Raw genomic sequence first — 15,467 nt, 5'->3', positions numbered from 1 at the left:
TTTCCTTTTATTGATGAACGACAAATCAAACAGCGAATATGCGAGTTAACTTCTACGTCTTCTAGTTGCTTGCTGGTTACGATGTTGATGCTTTTTCACGGAACGGCGAATGCGTCGGCTTTTCGCGTTGTCCATCGCTTTTTCATCCACTTTGACTTTACTTTGCGTTTCAAGAGGAAGTTTCACTAATTTGCGATAGTAATTCACATCCTGCAGATTTAACTCTGTCCAACCACCCGATGGCAGTTGACGTTTCAATTCCATATCGCCATAACGGACACGGATCAAACGGCTTACTTGTACGTCTTGGCTTTCCCATAAACGACGAACTTCGCGATTTCGCCCTTCAGACAATACCACATGAAACCAATGATTACGCCCTTCTCCGCCACGATAAGTGATTTTTTGAAAACGCGCTGGGCCATCTTCTAATTTAACGCCAGCTCTTAACGTTTGTAACATGGCTTCTGTCACTTCTCCAAACACTCGAACAGCATATTCCCGTTCAACTTTTTGTGATGGATGCATTAAACGATTCGCTAATTCACCATCAGTTGTAAAAAGTAACATACCCGAAGTATTTATATCTAATCGTCCTACGGCTATCCAGCGACCAGATTCAAGTTTAGGCAAACGATCAAAAACCGTTGGACGCCCTTCAGGATCTTTACGGGTACACATTTCACCTTCCGGTTTGTTGTACATTAATACCCGACACAACTCATCTTCTTTACTTTGTAGACTCACCGAATGGCCATCTATTTTTATTTGTTCATTACCCTCAACACGATCACCTAAATAAGCAACCTTGCCATTCACGGTAACGCGTCCCGCACTGATGAAAGTTTCCATTTCTCGACGTGAACCTTTACCCGCACGGGCTAATACTTTTTGTAACTTTTCAGACATAGGTCTAACTCTCTTCCGTCAGTAACATCACAACGGCCAGCATTGGCCAATTTTATTGCTTAGTTTCTGTCTCTATTGATTGAGTAATCATTCATTACTCGCCATTATATCTTGCATCGTACCATTAACGATAGAAGATTCTTCTATTGGTATTAATTCTGGTAATTGTTCTAACGACTTTAAAGAAAAATAATCTAAGAACGCTTTAGTTGTTCCATACATAGAAGGCCTGCCGGGAACTTCTTTATGCCCTAATACTTTTATCCATTCGCGTTCAATTAGTGTTTTAATAATTTGACTACTGACAGCTACGCCGCGAACATCTTCAATTTCACTTCGTGTAATAGGTTGTTTATAAGCAATGAGTGCTAAGGTTTCTAATAAAGCTCGTGAATATTTTTGCGGTTTCTCCTCAGTGAGTCGCGCAATATCTTCGTTATGTTCCGCCTTAATTTGAAATTGGAAACCTGATGCAACTTCAACCAAATAGACACCACGAGACTGATAGTGCTTTTCAATATTTGTTATTGCTTGTTTAATGACTGGGGTTGAAACCTCATAATGAGCAAGTAATTTTTCTTTAATATCTTTTACAGATAATGGTTTCACCGAAGAAAATATCGCCGCTTCAATAAGTTGTTCAAGATGTTTAGTGCTGATCATAACTGCTCTCAGCCCCTTTTAATCGAACATGGATCTGCCCTAGATTTTGTACTTGCTGACATTCTATCAGTTGTTCTTTTAATAACTCTAACACGGCTAAAAACGTGACAACAACGCCATGTCGACCTTCACTAACCTCGAACAATGATTCAAATTCAATAAAATGTGTTGTTTTAGTGTCTGACAAGCGAGCTAATATCTCACTCATTCGCTGACGAGTTGACAAGGTTTCTTTTGCGATATGATGATGTTCAAAAGCTTGTGTTCTTTTTAATACGCCTTGGAGTGCCGTGACTAAATCGGCTAAATCAACCTCTGCCGCTTGTGTTTTATAAGTAAAAGTATTTGAAAAACTCGCATTTGCAATAGCGAAATCACGCTCTAAACGGGGGAGTTCATCGATATTTTGTGCCGCAAGCTTGATCACTTCATACTCTTGTAAGCGACGTACTAACTCAGCACGAGGATCTGCTTCTTCTTCCTCCACTTGCAGCTTAGGTAATAATAAGCGTGATTTAATTTCCGCTAAAATTGCCGCCATGACTAAGTACTCAGCGGCTAATTCCAGTTTGACATCTTTCATCAACTCCACATAGCTCATGTATTGCGTGGTAATGGGAGCTATTGGCAAGTCCAAAATATCAAACTTTTGCTTTTTTATAAGGTATAAAAGTAAATCGAGCGGCCCTTCAAATGACTCTAATATAATTTCTAAAGCATCTGGTGGGATAAATAAATCTTGCGGCTTTTCTACCACGGCTTCACCTCGAATGAAAGCAAACGGCAGTACTTGCTGCTGCATTTCACCCGTTTGTAAATTATCTGTGGTGAGATTATTTATCTGGTCATTTTTAGCGCTATTTTGCATAAATATTGAAACGTTAAGTAAAATGAATTATTCAAAAGGTGCAGGATCGCCCTCTCCTATGCGAATAACTTGTGCATCCCCTTCGGAATAATCGATCACCGTAGTAGGATGCTCGCCTAAATGACCACCATTGATGATCAAATCAACTTGATGTTCTAACATATCACGGATATTTTCAGGATCATATTCCGCCATACTTTTACCCGGCATAATTAAGGTTGTTGACATAATAGGTTCTTCTAGCGCCGCCAATAAACCATGAACAATGGCATTGTCTGGTACTCGAATACCGATAGTGCGTTTTTTTGGATTTAATAATCTTTTTGGCACTTCTTTACTGGCTTTGAAAATAAAAGTGTAAGGCCCTGGAGTATTGTTTTTTAGTGCTCGAAAGGCACTATTATCTACGCGAGTATATTCTGAGAGTTCAGATAAATCTTTACAAACAAGAGTAAAGTTATGATTTTTATCAATATCACGAATGCGACAAATTCTATCAAGCGCTTTTTTATCGCCAATATGACAACCTAATGCATAACCAGAATCGGTAGGATAAACAATCACTCCGCCTTGGCGAATTATCTCAGCGGCTTGTTTCATCAAACGGCCTTGAGGATTATCAGGGTGAACATAGAAAAACTGACTCATAAGTGATTCCTTTTAAAATAACTGCCAAATAGGCGAAACACCTTCTGGCATCACTAAATTTCGACCTAAATCTGACCATTTACTCGGATAATGAAAATCAGAGCCCATCGAAGCATGTAATTCATATTCTAAACAAAAGCTTAGCATTAAACGGCGTTGATCGTTATTCATTTGTGGTAAAACAATCTCTAAACCATCACCACTAGCTTCTTTAAATTGTACGACGAGTCGACGCAACCACTTTGTCGATAAATCATAACGAATAGGATGAGCCATAACGGCTCGGCCACCTGCATGATGTATGACATCCACCGCCTGTTCAATCGAGCACCAGGTCGGTTTTACATAGGCACGTTTACCTTTGCCAATATATTTATCAAACGCCGCCTGCATTTTTGGCACACTGCCTTGTTGTAATAATACTTTGGCGAAATGAGCACGAGTAATTGAGCCCTCACCGGCTATCGCCTTTGCTTTTTCATACACGTTGTCAAAACCACATTTAGCAAGCTTGTCTCCCATTGATAACGCGCGGTTTTCTCTGGCAGTTTGTTGTTCTGCAATTAATTGTTTTAACGCCGGCGAAGATTTATCAATATTTAAACCAACAATATGAATTTCAAATCCTTGCCAAGCCGTTGAGATTTCAATCCCTTCGATGAGTTTTATTGGATGATTTTTTTCTACAATATACGCTTTAGCAATATCAAGTGCCGCGGTAGTATCGTGATCTGTAATTGCAAGTACATCAATTTGAAAGTTAACCGCCCGTTCTATCAACTCTTCAGGCGTGAGGCCTCCGTCGGAGCATTTTGTATGACTGTGTAGATCAACACGGCGATTTTTAAAATCGGAAAAATTTTCGGTTGACATCAAAGGCATAATAAGTTCTTCTATAGAGGATTTTTTCGCAAACTCATTTTACTCAGGTTAATAAACGAATGATACCAGTAAAACAAACTAATTCATTAATTTGGTGGTGGCATAACTCTACTTAAGTGGGTTGTGATGGTTTGCTTTTCATAAAAGAAATCGCAAAAATTTTCTGAAAACCCGCTTAGTCACTTAAGCGGGTTTTTCTTTTTAATACTTTTAAAATTTATAACACATTCAAAATATAAGGGTTAACAATGTTAACAACACGAGTAAAAAGTTGGTTTATATGGTGGCTTCAGCCTATTTACGCTGGTTGACCGAACTTAATAATTTAACAGATTTAGGAAATAATCATGATCATCATATTAAAACCCCAAGCGTCTGAACAAGATGCCAATGAAATTTTAGATAAAATATCCAGCCTTGGTTTAAAGCCTCTTTATATGCCAGGTATTGAGCGCACCGTACTAGGTGCATTAGGCGACGAACGCGTGTTACGTCAACTTCACCTTGATAGCTACCCTATGGTAGATGAAATTAAACCAGTACTTAGCCCCTACAAATTGGTCAGCAGAGAACTTCAAGCTCACGACTCTATCGTCTCTATTGGTGGCGTAAAAGTTGGTGGTGGCAATTTCACTGTCATTGCTGGCCCTTGCTCAGTTGAAAGCCAAGCGCAATTATTTGGCGTCAGCGAGATGATAAAACAACAAGGTGTACCTTTATTACGTGGTGGTGCTTTTAAACCAAGAACTAGCCCATACAGTTTTCAAGGTTTAGGGCTTGAAGGTTTAAAATTACTTAAAGCGGCGAAAGAAAAATATGATCTTCCGGTAGTCTCTGAAATTATCGATCCTAATGATGCTAAATTAATGCATGAATACGTTGATTGTTATCAAATTGGTGCGCGTAACATGCAAAACTTTCGTTTACTCGAAGCCGTTGGTGAACAATCGGACAAAGCCGTTTTATTAAAACGCGGCATGAGTGCAACACTTGAAGAATTATTACTTGCGGCCGAATATATTATCAATGCTGGTAATCCGAATGTCATTTTATGTGAACGTGGTATTCGTACCTTCGAAACCGCCACTCGCAATACCTTAGATTTAAACGCGGTAGCTTATTTAAAAGAGAAATCTCATTTACCTGTGTTTGTCGACCCTTCACATGGTACAGGGGTTAAATCATTAATTAATCCACTTTCTCGTGCTGCTGTTGCGGTTGGTGCTGATGGTATTATTGTGGAAGCGCACTTAAACCCTAAAGAAGCTTTATCAGACGGTCATCAAGCACTGACCGCAGACGACTTTGCGACTTTAATGGCAGATATTAAACCTTTTGTTTCAGCGGCAGGTAAAACATTATGAAGGCAATATTTGACCCTACAGCCCATACTGAAATTGGTTCGGTAAATACCTTATCAAGCAAAGCAAGTTATCAATCAGACCCATTAACGTTGTTTAAAAAACTGTGTGGTAATAAAAGTAATAACCTTTTATTAGAGTCGGCTGAGATTGATAAAAAACATCAATTAAAAAGTTTACTGTTAGTTGATGCGGCAGTGAAAATTGTTTGTCATGGAAACCAAGTCAGTTTTACACCGCTAAGTGTTAATGGTGAAGCCGCGATCAGCTTTACAAAGCAACAATTAGAGAAACATGCAACCGTCACAATTCAGGGTAATAATTTACATGCTAGTTTTGCTGAAACATCACAAAACCTTGATGAAAAATCTCGATTATTGGCCACAAATCCGTTTCATAGTTTACGTATATTTCAACAACTAAAAAATGAAACACATCACCCTTTTGCGGTTTTTCTTGGCGGAGCGTTTGCCTTCGACATGATCACCATGAGCGAGCAATTACCCGCCGTTAAAGACGGTGATAACACTTGCCCTGACTTTGTTTATTATTTAGCTGAAACCTTAGTTGTTATTGATCATGAAAAACGTTCAAGTGAAGTGATTGCCAATGTATTTTCAGGACCACAACAACAAAAATGTCATTTTGAAATTGCCAGACGATTATCCGCAATTAAGGCGTTGGTAGAAAGTGATATCGCTCCACCACAAACAGAATATATAGACTCAGTTGCCCCCTCAGAAGTGACCTGCGACATCAGCGATGAAGAATTTTGCAAAACTGTTATTACTTTAAAAGAACATATAAAAGCGGGTGATATTTTTCAAGTGGTACCATCACGCACTTTCAGTTTGCCTTGTGAAGATACCTTTAATGCTTATTTAGCATTGCGAGAAAGTAATCCAAGCCCGTACATGTTTTATTTTCAAGATGAAGACTTTTGCATGTTTGGTGCTTCTCCTGAATCTGCAATTAAATATCAGCAACACAATAGACAAGTAGAAATTTATCCTATCGCAGGTACTCGACCGCGTGGTTATAAAGCCAATGGTGACTTTTCATTAGATCTAGATTGCAGAATAGAATTGGAATTACGCCAAGATAAAAAAGAACTGTCAGAACATATAATGCTCGTAGACTTAGCACGAAATGACGTCGCTCGCGTGAGTAAAGCAGGCACCCGACATGTTGCCGATTTACTTAAAGTTGATCGTTATTCTCACGTTATGCATTTAGTCTCAAGAGTTTGTGGCACGTTAAGTGATGACTTAGACGCCCTACATGCTTATCAAGCCTGTATGAATATGGGCACGTTATCTGGTGCACCAAAAGTAAGAGCCACGGAATTAATTCGACAGTTTGAAGGAAAACGGCGAGGCAGTTATGGCGGAGCAGTTGGATATTTAACAGGCGAAGGTGATATGGACACCTGTATTGTAATTCGTAGCGCATTCGTTAAAAACCAAATGGCGCATGTGCAAGCAGGGGCTGGCGTTGTATTTGACTCTAACCCACAAGCAGAAGCGGACGAAACACGTCAAAAAGCACAAGCGGTGATCAATGCGATTAAAAAAGCGGCTAGGATGAAAAACCTAAGCTCCAATAAACATACCAACAATAAACAGGAGGCTAAGTAATGTCGCTATCCTCTAATCCATCGCATAACGATGCCGAACAAGTAAAAATTTTTATGTTGGATAATTTGGACTCTTTTACCTATAACCTCGTTGATGAATTTCAATGTCTAGGGTTCGAGCCAACTATTTATCGAAATACCATTAGTGCTGACTATATTTTCGAACAAATACAAGCATGTACTACGCCTGTGTTATTGGTGCTATCACCAGGTCCCGGTGAGCCAAGTAATGCCGGTTGTTTAATGGCGTTAATTGAAAAAACGGCTGGTAAATACCCAATATTGGGCATTTGTTTAGGTCATCAAGCATTGATTGAACATTACGGTGGCGAAGTGGGCCGTGCTCCTGAAATAATTCATGGTAAAGCGTCAAATGTACAACATGATGGTAAAAACGCGTTTCATAATATACAGCAGCCCTTGCCGGTTGCGCGCTATCATTCTTTGGTAGCAACGACTATGCCCGACGTACTAACGATGAGTGCAGAATTTACCACAACCGATGGCGTCGTTTTACCTATGGCGATTGAACATAAAACAGATCGCGTGATAGGTTTTCAGTTTCATCCTGAGTCAATTTTAACCACCTATGGCAGTAATTTATTAGCACAAGCCATTGAGTGTTTAACGTCAAATGATGTACAAAGCAGTCAATTGCAAGAAAATATCCAGCAAAACACAGGGAGTACTTATGAGTAATGTATTGCAACAATTAGTTGATGGCCAATCGTTAAGCCAAACGCAAGCTCAAACGTTTTTTAGTGAAGTAATGCAAGGAAATATTGCCCCTGAAATGCTTGCTTCAGTATTAACCGCCTTAAAAATAAAAGGCGAAACACCAGAAGAAATTGCCGGCGCTGCGGTAGCGGTAAGAGATTATGCAACCGACTTTCCCTTGCAAGAAAATGGTGTTGCTGATTGTGTGGGTACTGGTGGCGACGGCGCTAATACTATTAATATTTCAACGACCGCAGCAATACTTGCCGCCGCGTGTGGTTTAACCATGGCCAAACATGGTAACAGAAGCGTTTCAAGTATGTCCGGCTCAGCTGATTTACTGGAAGCATTTGGTGTCAACCTAATGATGCCACCAACAACGGCTAGCAAGTGTTTACAAGAAACCAATTTATGTTTTTTATACGCTCCAGCTTATCACCCTGGTTTCAAATATGCCGGCCCCGTTCGTAAAGCGATGGGCATTCGGACATTATTTAATATACTTGGCCCATTGGTGAATCCAGCAAAACCAGAAATTATGCTACTTGGCGTGTATACACCTGAGCTCATACCAACCATGGCAAAAAGTTTGATCTTAACTGGCGTTAAGCGTGGTTGGGTTGTCCATGGCAGTGGCTTAGACGAAATAGCTTTACACGGCGAAACGCAAGTCACTGAAATAATCAATGGCCAGCTTACTGAACGTACTATCACCCCTGAAGATTTTGGTTTATCTCGTTATACCTTAGAAGATATTAAAGGTGGCACTCCACAAGAGAATGCCGATATCATTAAGGCGATCTTATCTGGAAACGGACAACCTGCGCACAATAGCGCCGTGATTATAAACTGTGCCGCGTTGCTCTATTTACACAATAAAGCTGCAGATTTAAAATCAGCAGCGCAGCTTGCCAGCGAAGTATTAGCATCAGGTCAAGGTTTAGGGACATTAGAAGCGATGGTTGCGATCTCCAATAATGAAGTAAATCAAAAAGAACAATCAGGAAACAATCAATAATGGCAAACGTATTAGAAAAAATTGTTGCTGATAAACGCATTGAAATTGAACGCTTAAAACAAGAAAAGCCACTTAATACTTTTATTGATGAGCTAACACCAACAAAAAAAGACATGTATGCGGCCCTTGATCGTAAACAAGGCAACAATCATGCTGGCTTTATTTTAGAATGTAAAAAAGCATCTCCATCGAAAGGGTTAATTAGAGCGGATTTTGATCCCAAATCTATCTGTCAAATATACGATAAATATGCAGCAGCGATATCAGTATTAACCGATGAAAAATATTTTCAAGGTAAATTTGAATACTTAAAAATCGTCACGGATACCGTGAGTTGTCCTGTATTAAATAAAGACTTTTTTGTTGATGTTTATCAAGTGTATCTTGCCCGTTATTATGGCGCTGATGCTATTTTACTGATGCTAAGTGTCTTGTCTGATGATGAATATCAAGCACTAGAAGCCGTTGCTAAACAATATAATTTGGCAATATTGACTGAAATATCGAATGAAGAAGAACGTGATCGCGCAGTAAAATTAGGCGCTAAATTAATTGGTATTAATAATCGCGATCTACGTGATCTTTCCACTGATATTGCTCGTACTTTTGATTTTGCACCTACATTACCTGATGACAGAATTATCATCTCTGAATCCGGTATTTACACCAACGATCAAGTACGAGAGTTAGCTCCGGCTGTTGATGGTTTTTTAGTGGGAAGTTCAGTGATGGCGCAAGATGATATTGACCTTGCTTGTCGCACATTAATTTATGGCAACAACAAAGTCTGTGGTTTAACAACCCCCGAACAAGCGCAAATGGTTATAGACGCTGGTGCTCAATACGGTGGATTAATTTTCGCGGAAAAGTCACCACGATGTGTCACTTCTGAGCAAGCATTAGCCATGGTTAATCATGCTAATTCACTGAATTATGTTGGGGTATTTGTAAATCATAAACGTCAAGAAATCGCTGAACTTGCACAGCAATTAAACCTTTTTGCCGTGCAACTGCATGGCGATGAAGATCAAGTATATATCGACAAATTAAAACAACAATTGCCTAAAAATTGTCAAATATGGAAAGCAATCGCTGTTGAGCAACAAGTGCCAGCGCTTACCGTTAATGCACAACAATTTGTTTTAGATGGTAAAAATGCTGGTAGCGGCCAAGTATTTAACTGGCAAGCGTTAGCCAATAGTGAGCAAGACTTATCATGCTGCTTTTTAGCTGGCGGCTTAAATAGCGATAACATTGAAAACGCTATAGAACAGTTAACCACACAAGAATTATTTGGTTTGGACTTAAACTCAGGTGTTGAGCAAAGTCCGGGCATAAAATGTCGTGAAAAACTACAACAAGTATTCACGCAAATACGGAATTACTAAGATGACAAATAAAACAGTAGAAAATATGTCAGCAGAAAAACAAACGTTACCCGCTTATTTTGGTGAATTTGGCGGTATGTTTGTTGGCGAATTATTAGTCCCTGCCCTTGAACAACTTGAGCAAGCCTATATTGAATCACAACAAGATCAAAGCTTTCTCGACGAGTTTAATGATTTATTAACGAACTATGCTGGTCGACCAACCCCCTTAACGCTCACAAGAAATTTATCTAAAAACCCGTTAGCTAAAATTTATTTAAAACGTGAAGATTTATTACATGGTGGAGCGCATAAAACGAACCAAGTGTTAGGCCAAGCATTACTCGCTAAACGTATGGGTAAGAAAGAAATCATTGCAGAAACTGGCGCTGGTCAACATGGTGTCGCTACCGCTATTGCCTGTTCACTTCTTGGCTTGAAATGTCGGGTTTATATGGGCGCAGTAGATTGCCAGCGTCAACAGCCTAATGTCTTTCGTATGAAATTAATGGGAGCAACTGTTATTCCAGTAACGGCAGGCTCAGGTACATTAAAAGATGCAGTAAACGAAGCATTACGTGATTGGTCAGCAAACTATGATAATGCTCATTACTTGCTAGGCACTGCGGCAGGCCCTCACCCTTTCCCGACCATTGTGCGTGATTTTCAAAAAATGATCGGTGAAGAAGCCAAACAACAAATTTTAAAACAAGAAGGTAAATTACCTGATTATGTGATTGCTTGTGTTGGTGGTGGTTCAAATGCTATTGGCATGTTCAATGATTTTATCCATGAAGAATCAGTCAAATTAATTGGTGTAGAAGCTGGTGGTAAAGGTATAGACACCGACAAACACGGTGCAACCCTTGCTGCGGGCACTAAAGGTATGCTGCACGGAAATTACACTTATATTATGCAAGATCAATATGGTCAAATTGAAGAATCATACTCAGTGTCTGCTGGCCTTGATTATCCTGCGGTAGGACCTCAACATGCTCATTTAAAAGAAACAGGCCGTGCACAATATGTGCCTATTAATGATGATGAAGCCCTTGCCGCTTTTCAAACATTAGCAAGTACCGAAGGGATTATTCCGGCATTGGAATCATCACACGCGCTGGCTCAAGCATTAAAAATGGCAGAAGCCGCGACGGAAGAAACAGTGATTTTAGTCAACCTTTCCGGACGAGGCGATAAGGATTTAGCTCACGTTCACACCGTTTTACACCCCGAAGAAGCGACTGCTGAAAAGGAGAATAAATAATGACTCAATCAACAGTTGATATTACAAATAAGCCAGGACAACGTTATCTCGATTGTTTTGCTACGCTTGCTGAAAAAAATGAAGGGGCATTTATTCCTTTTGTCGCGATTGGCGATCCTAATCCAGAGCAGTCTTTAGCGATCATCAAAACGTTAATTGATGCTGGTGCAGATGCGTTAGAATTAGGGATCCCATTTTCAGACCCAAGTGCTGATGGCATCACCATACAAGAAGCGGGAAAACGTGCATTAGCAACTGGCACAAACACTGACGTTTGTATTGATATTTTAAAACAAGTGAGAGAATATGCACCGCACATACCTATCGGTTTATTACTTTACGGCAACTTAGTGTTTGCCAGAGGCATCGATAAATTTTATCAAGATATGGCCGATGCTGGCGTTGATTCAGTATTGATCGCTGATTTACCTATTCGTGAAAGTGAAAAATTTAGACAAGCAGCATTAGCAGCAAATGTGGCACCAATATTTATTGCTCCCCCCAATGCGAGTGATGAAACATTGAAAAAAGTTTCATCATTCAGCCACGGTTACACTTACGTGTTGAGCCGTGCAGGCGTTACAGGAGTTGATGTTGTAGAGAGCAAACAATCTAAGAAATCAACCAGCACATTAGCAAATGAGTTAATTGCTACACTAAAAAGCTATCAAGCCGCGCCTGCGGTCATTGGTTTTGGAATATCACAACCACAACAAGTCAAAGATGCGCTAAATGCAGGAGCTTCGGGTGCCATCAGTGGCTCTGCCGTTGTTAAAATTATCGAAAATAATTTAGCCGATCATGATGCAATGCTAACAGCATTAAATCAATTTGTGAGTCAAATGAAAGCAGCAACACTCAGATAAATATTCACGTGTAATAAAAAAACCTGTTATTAAATAACAGGTTTTTTTAATCATTTACTTTACCTAGGTAATCACAAATTGGTGATAATAAACTTAAGCATTTATCCTCAGCGTTACATCAATTATAGTTTTTTAAAAAATGTCCATAATGTGTAAGCACATTTGATTTCTTCTTTATCAATTTTTGCATCAATACTGGGAAGATCGTAAACGGATGCGTATTCCCCATCAGAGTTAAAATAATTCTCGACGACAAAAGAAGGGACTCGACTAACAACCGTAAACTCATTTTCGAGTAACGCTTCTAATTCACCTGTTTGGCTATTAAAGGGCCGTAGGTTTTTAGCCATTACCGCAGGGTTATTACGGTAGTAATTATTAAAATTTTCATTAATATCGAGAATAAATACAATACCATCATTTTTTAATACCCGAGATAACTCTTTACTGACTTTGCCTATATCTTTATCTTCATTAAAGCAATCAAATAAGCCAGAGCATATAATGAGATCGAAAAAATTATCTTCGTAATGCATATCCATTACTGAGCCTACATCAAAATTCATTGCTGCAGGTGACCACTTCTGACAGATTTCTATCGCCTTTTCACTAATTTCTAATCCGTAACAGTTTTCAGGTGGAACTCTAAATTCACTAAAAAATCGCAACTTGCTCCCATTGCCGCAGCCTGGCTCTAATACTTTGCATTGAGGCAAATCAGTTTTGCCAAGCGAGACTAATAATTCAATGATGAATTTATAAACACGATTATCATTAAATAGTTTAAATAGATCTGCTTTACTTAACGGGACAGGATCTTCGTGATGATATTTAAATGTTTTCATTCCGTGTGTTTTCCTTAGAAACAGAGATTCTTTAGTTCATGCAACTTTCAATTTCGCAATATTATTTATATGGCAAAACAAAAATTATTAACAGCAAGATATAAAGTTAATAACAATGTATTTACCAAGAATAAATGAATTATTTACCGAGTTGCAAATTTTTCACGGCATGATGCTTTAAAATGTTGTCAACTATAGGCACTGTTAGCGAATATTTCTGTTTTTCTTTTCAGAAAGCGTAAGGTTAATGATAAATAACTCAAAATATTTTAACGCGGATTATCTTGGTGAACATCATTGTGACCTACGCTTATCCATGATTCTTATTTAACTAACTCGGCAGCTTTTAAAAGTAAATCAGAATGTAATCGTACTTTATAATTAGGATTGACATAATTAAATTGTACTAAGCCTTTACTATCAATAACGTAAATTGCTGGCACAGGCAAAACTAATCTTTCATCCCCTGCCTGATTTTTTTGAAGTGGATTTTTTAAATTCATTTTTGCTAAATAGCGTTTGGTAGTTTGTTCAGAAGTGAAAAATGATAAACCAAATGCAGAGCTCACTTTCGATTGATAATCAGATAACAAATCATAAGACAACTTACGTTTATCAATGCTTTTCTTTAAATCGTCAGGCGCATCAGTAGAAATACCAACCAGTTTAAAGCCTAATTTTTTTAACTGTCCTTCAACGGCTTGTAATTGGCCCATTTGAGTATTACAAAATGGACACCAGCCACCACGGTAAAAAAATAATATTGTTTTTTGACCATTTAAATAATCTGCTAACTGAACATTATTTCCTTCTACAGTTGTCACTGCGATATCAGGGATCATTTGACCATTTAATAAAGGTGAAACTTGATCTGCGGTTTCCGCAACTTGGCTTTTAACGGTTTGCTCCATTGCATTTGTTTTTGCTTGTAATGCAGTAATTTGAAAAAGTGATAATAAAAGTAATGCACTAGAAATAATGGTTTTGTTCATAGGTCCCTGCTTTTTTTAATAACGAAAAAAGGATAATTAATGTGAATATCAATAGACCCGAACAAGCAAAATTTTCATTCAAAAAAATTAAATTTTTCTTGCTTAAGGGGCTACAATATTTCTCGTTGGTTTATTTACGACATAAACACTGATAGCACATAACACCATACCTAATATACTTGAAAGCCCCAATTGCTCATCAAACAAAAACCAAGCTTCTAGCGCAGTAGCAGGTGGCACTAAATAAAAATAAGCGGTTACCTTGGATGAATCTCCTCGTTCAACCATATACATGAATAACAAAATAGCGGTAACCGAAAGCGCTAAAACTAGCCAAGCCAGACAGAGGATAAACTCAATATTCCATGTGATAGGTTGGGTGTCGTTTACAAAAACAATAGGCAGAAAAATCAACAAACTAGCAATATACTGCCAACAAACCGAAGGTAATAATGGCTGATTTTGACAAAATCGCTTTTGGTATAAGGTTCCAAAGGTAATACCCAGTAAAGCAATAAAAGCCAGTAACAAAGCATTTTTCGAGACATGTGTAATTGCTAAACTCGCAGAAACTACTAAAATTAAACCGCTCATCCCTAAAATTAATGCCAACCATTGCCAGTGATTAACTTTTTCTTTAAAAATAAACACCGCTAACATCGCCGTAAATAACGGTTGTAACCCGACAATAATAGCCGTTAATCCTGCTGGAATACCGTATTCAATTGCACCAAACACGCCACCTAAATAAGCCCCATGGATTAGTAAACCTGTGACCATAGCATGACTAATTTGCTTAACAGTCAGTTTTGGTTGCTTTAAAATCACAATTAACAAAACAAACACCGCAATATTAGCCATTGTTCTTATGGATAAAAAATCACCGGTAGCAGCATAAGGTAATCCGTATTTAGCACCAATAAAACCCGTGCTCCACAGCAAGACAAAAAGAAAAGGGATCAGTTTTTTCAGCATAATTAAACTTTATGAAAATTTTCAATGAGTTTAAAAAGTTTGCTTGGCTAAAAACAGCTACACATTTAAACAAACTGATACTACACAGTTTGTTTAAATGCCTTCGTTTTTAACTGAGTATTTTGAAACGTTTACCCTGCTAAAAATATCAAATAAGGGCATATCGAATGTTTTTAAATGTAGCGGTTGCGACTCAAGCGGCTGTGGATGGTCTTGGAATAATTCCTATGTATAGACCGCTTGCTGATCCCCTTTTGCAAGAAGGTAAACTCATTGTTGCAAATGATTATATGGCACTGAAAGAAGAATCTTATTACTTTGTTTGTCCAGAAACGTATAGAGACGATCAAGCAATCAGTCGATTTCGAGATTGGATAGTTAACGAATCTAAAAATTCGCAATAGCAGCTCATATTAAAAGATAGATATTTATAATAGTAAGCTGCTGGAAGTTCAA

General features: G+C 38.5%; 16 protein-coding genes. 8 read left to right on the top strand and 8 right to left on the bottom strand.

From position 1 onward, the window contains the following. Positions 1 to 45 precede the first annotated feature (45 nt). The 5 genes from rluB to rnm all read right to left on the bottom strand — a co-directional run bounded on the left by rluB (position 46) and on the right by rnm (position 3,970). A complete protein-coding gene (rluB, locus tag RM573_RS13215) occupies positions 46 to 909 on the bottom strand; it encodes a 23S rRNA pseudouridine(2605) synthase RluB (RefSeq protein ID WP_311582870.1) in 864 nt (287 codons plus the stop codon). 87 nt (positions 910 to 996) lie between these two features. Continuing rightward, positions 997 to 1,572 (bottom strand): SMC-Scp complex subunit ScpB, encoded by a 576-nt coding sequence (scpB, locus tag RM573_RS13210; protein WP_311582867.1) that lies wholly within the window; start codon positions 1,570 to 1,572, stop codon positions 997 to 999. Continuing rightward, a complete protein-coding gene (locus tag RM573_RS13205) occupies positions 1,559 to 2,374 on the bottom strand; it encodes a segregation and condensation protein A (RefSeq protein ID WP_311582972.1) in 816 nt (271 codons plus the stop codon). The genes scpB and RM573_RS13205 overlap by 14 nt, the downstream gene beginning before the upstream one ends. Positions 2,375 to 2,467: 93 nt before the next feature. Then, positions 2,468 to 3,088, bottom strand: coding sequence for an L-threonylcarbamoyladenylate synthase (locus RM573_RS13200; protein WP_311582864.1), 621 nt, complete (start codon positions 3,086 to 3,088; stop codon positions 2,468 to 2,470). A gap of 12 nt (positions 3,089 to 3,100) precedes the next feature. Next, complete coding sequence (gene rnm / locus RM573_RS13195; protein WP_311582862.1) at positions 3,101 to 3,970, bottom strand: RNase RNM; 870 nt, start codon at positions 3,968 to 3,970, stop codon at positions 3,101 to 3,103. A 347-nt stretch (positions 3,971 to 4,317) separates the two neighbouring features. On the opposite strand from rnm, the gene aroF reads away from it, so the two are divergent. Genes aroF through trpA form a run of 7 tightly spaced genes read left to right on the top strand, consistent with a single transcriptional unit; the run spans position 4,318 to position 12,199 of the window. After that, positions 4,318 to 5,334 carry a 3-deoxy-7-phosphoheptulonate synthase gene (aroF, locus tag RM573_RS13190; RefSeq protein ID WP_311582858.1) on the top strand — a complete coding sequence of 339 codons (1,017 nt, stop codon included), beginning with the start codon at positions 4,318 to 4,320 and terminating at the stop codon, positions 5,332 to 5,334. Beyond that, positions 5,331 to 6,968 (top strand): anthranilate synthase component 1, encoded by a 1,638-nt coding sequence (locus RM573_RS13185; protein WP_311582855.1) that lies wholly within the window; start codon positions 5,331 to 5,333, stop codon positions 6,966 to 6,968. The genes aroF and RM573_RS13185 overlap by 4 nt, the downstream gene beginning before the upstream one ends. Continuing rightward, positions 6,968 to 7,666 carry an aminodeoxychorismate/anthranilate synthase component II gene (locus RM573_RS13180; RefSeq protein ID WP_311582852.1) on the top strand — a complete coding sequence of 233 codons (699 nt, stop codon included), beginning with the start codon at positions 6,968 to 6,970 and terminating at the stop codon, positions 7,664 to 7,666. The genes RM573_RS13185 and RM573_RS13180 overlap by 1 nt, the downstream gene beginning before the upstream one ends. Beyond that, positions 7,659 to 8,702 carry an anthranilate phosphoribosyltransferase gene (trpD, locus tag RM573_RS13175; protein ID WP_311582849.1) on the top strand — a complete coding sequence of 348 codons (1,044 nt, stop codon included), beginning with the start codon at positions 7,659 to 7,661 and terminating at the stop codon, positions 8,700 to 8,702. The genes RM573_RS13180 and trpD overlap by 8 nt, the downstream gene beginning before the upstream one ends. Further along, a complete protein-coding gene (gene trpCF, locus RM573_RS13170; protein ID WP_311582845.1) occupies positions 8,702 to 10,090 on the top strand; it encodes a bifunctional indole-3-glycerol-phosphate synthase TrpC/phosphoribosylanthranilate isomerase TrpF in 1,389 nt (462 codons plus the stop codon). The genes trpD and trpCF overlap by 1 nt, the downstream gene beginning before the upstream one ends. A gap of 1 nt (position 10,091) precedes the next feature. Next, positions 10,092 to 11,333, top strand: coding sequence for a tryptophan synthase subunit beta (trpB, locus tag RM573_RS13165; protein ID WP_311582841.1), 1,242 nt, complete (start codon positions 10,092 to 10,094; stop codon positions 11,331 to 11,333). Then, positions 11,333 to 12,199, top strand: a complete 867-nt coding sequence (trpA, locus tag RM573_RS13160) for a tryptophan synthase subunit alpha (RefSeq protein ID WP_311582838.1) — start codon at positions 11,333 to 11,335, stop codon at positions 12,197 to 12,199. The genes trpB and trpA overlap by 1 nt, the downstream gene beginning before the upstream one ends. Positions 12,200 to 12,321: 122 nt before the next feature. On the opposite strand, the gene RM573_RS13155 is transcribed toward trpA, so the two are convergent. The 3 genes from RM573_RS13155 to RM573_RS13145 form a co-directional block, all read right to left on the bottom strand. Further along, the gene (locus tag RM573_RS13155; RefSeq protein ID WP_311582836.1) at positions 12,322 to 13,044 is read right to left on the bottom strand and encodes a class I SAM-dependent methyltransferase; all 723 of its coding nucleotides are present in this window, start codon (positions 13,042 to 13,044) and stop codon (positions 12,322 to 12,324) included. Positions 13,045 to 13,367: 323 nt separating this feature from the next. Further along, positions 13,368 to 14,036 (bottom strand): peroxiredoxin-like family protein, encoded by a 669-nt coding sequence (locus RM573_RS13150; RefSeq protein ID WP_311582834.1) that lies wholly within the window; start codon positions 14,034 to 14,036, stop codon positions 13,368 to 13,370. A 102-nt stretch (positions 14,037 to 14,138) separates the two neighbouring features. Continuing rightward, positions 14,139 to 15,011, bottom strand: a complete 873-nt coding sequence (locus tag RM573_RS13145) for a DMT family transporter (RefSeq protein WP_311582831.1) — start codon at positions 15,009 to 15,011, stop codon at positions 14,139 to 14,141. Positions 15,012 to 15,178: 167 nt separating this feature from the next. Here RM573_RS13145 and RM573_RS13140 point away from each other — a divergent pair, with 167 nt between their 5' ends. Continuing rightward, positions 15,179 to 15,415 (top strand): LysR family transcriptional regulator, encoded by a 237-nt coding sequence (locus RM573_RS13140; protein ID WP_311582829.1) that lies wholly within the window; start codon positions 15,179 to 15,181, stop codon positions 15,413 to 15,415. Positions 15,416 to 15,467: the final 52 nt, after the last annotated feature.

It is taken from the genome of Thalassotalea castellviae (assembly GCF_031846185.1).
Lineage (GTDB): Bacteria > Pseudomonadota > Gammaproteobacteria > Enterobacterales > Alteromonadaceae > Thalassotalea_H > Thalassotalea_H castellviae.
Note: the sequence above shows the minus strand (reverse complement) of the source record. Positions and strands in the feature narration are given on the sequence as shown.

Excerpts from the sequence above, each read along its gene's own strand:
- trpB (WP_311582841.1), top strand. The coding sequence starts at position 10,092 with ATGACAAATAAAACAGTAGAAAATATGTCAGCAGAAAAACAAACGTTA.
- rnm (WP_311582862.1), bottom strand. The coding sequence starts at position 3,970 with ATGCCTTTGATGTCAACCGAAAATTTTTCCGATTTTAAAAATCGCCGT.
- rluB (WP_311582870.1), bottom strand. The coding sequence starts at position 909 with ATGTCTGAAAAGTTACAAAAAGTATTAGCCCGTGCGGGTAAAGGTTCA.
- aroF (WP_311582858.1), top strand. The coding sequence starts at position 4,318 with ATGATCATCATATTAAAACCCCAAGCGTCTGAACAAGATGCCAATGAA.
- RM573_RS13205 (WP_311582972.1), bottom strand. The coding sequence starts at position 2,374 with ATGCAGCAGCAAGTACTGCCGTTTGCTTTCATTCGAGGTGAAGCCGTG.
- RM573_RS13185 (WP_311582855.1), top strand. The coding sequence starts at position 5,331 with ATGAAGGCAATATTTGACCCTACAGCCCATACTGAAATTGGTTCGGTA.
- RM573_RS13200 (WP_311582864.1), bottom strand. The coding sequence starts at position 3,088 with ATGAGTCAGTTTTTCTATGTTCACCCTGATAATCCTCAAGGCCGTTTG.
- trpD (WP_311582849.1), top strand. The coding sequence starts at position 7,659 with ATGAGTAATGTATTGCAACAATTAGTTGATGGCCAATCGTTAAGCCAA.
- trpA (WP_311582838.1), top strand. The coding sequence starts at position 11,333 with ATGACTCAATCAACAGTTGATATTACAAATAAGCCAGGACAACGTTAT.
- RM573_RS13145 (WP_311582831.1), bottom strand. The coding sequence starts at position 15,011 with ATGCTGAAAAAACTGATCCCTTTTCTTTTTGTCTTGCTGTGGAGCACG.
- RM573_RS13140 (WP_311582829.1), top strand. The coding sequence starts at position 15,179 with ATGTTTTTAAATGTAGCGGTTGCGACTCAAGCGGCTGTGGATGGTCTT.
- trpCF (WP_311582845.1), top strand. The coding sequence starts at position 8,702 with ATGGCAAACGTATTAGAAAAAATTGTTGCTGATAAACGCATTGAAATT.
- scpB (WP_311582867.1), bottom strand. The coding sequence starts at position 1,572 with ATGATCAGCACTAAACATCTTGAACAACTTATTGAAGCGGCGATATTT.
- RM573_RS13150 (WP_311582834.1), bottom strand. The coding sequence starts at position 14,036 with ATGAACAAAACCATTATTTCTAGTGCATTACTTTTATTATCACTTTTT.
- RM573_RS13155 (WP_311582836.1), bottom strand. The coding sequence starts at position 13,044 with ATGAAAACATTTAAATATCATCACGAAGATCCTGTCCCGTTAAGTAAA.
- RM573_RS13180 (WP_311582852.1), top strand. The coding sequence starts at position 6,968 with ATGTCGCTATCCTCTAATCCATCGCATAACGATGCCGAACAAGTAAAA.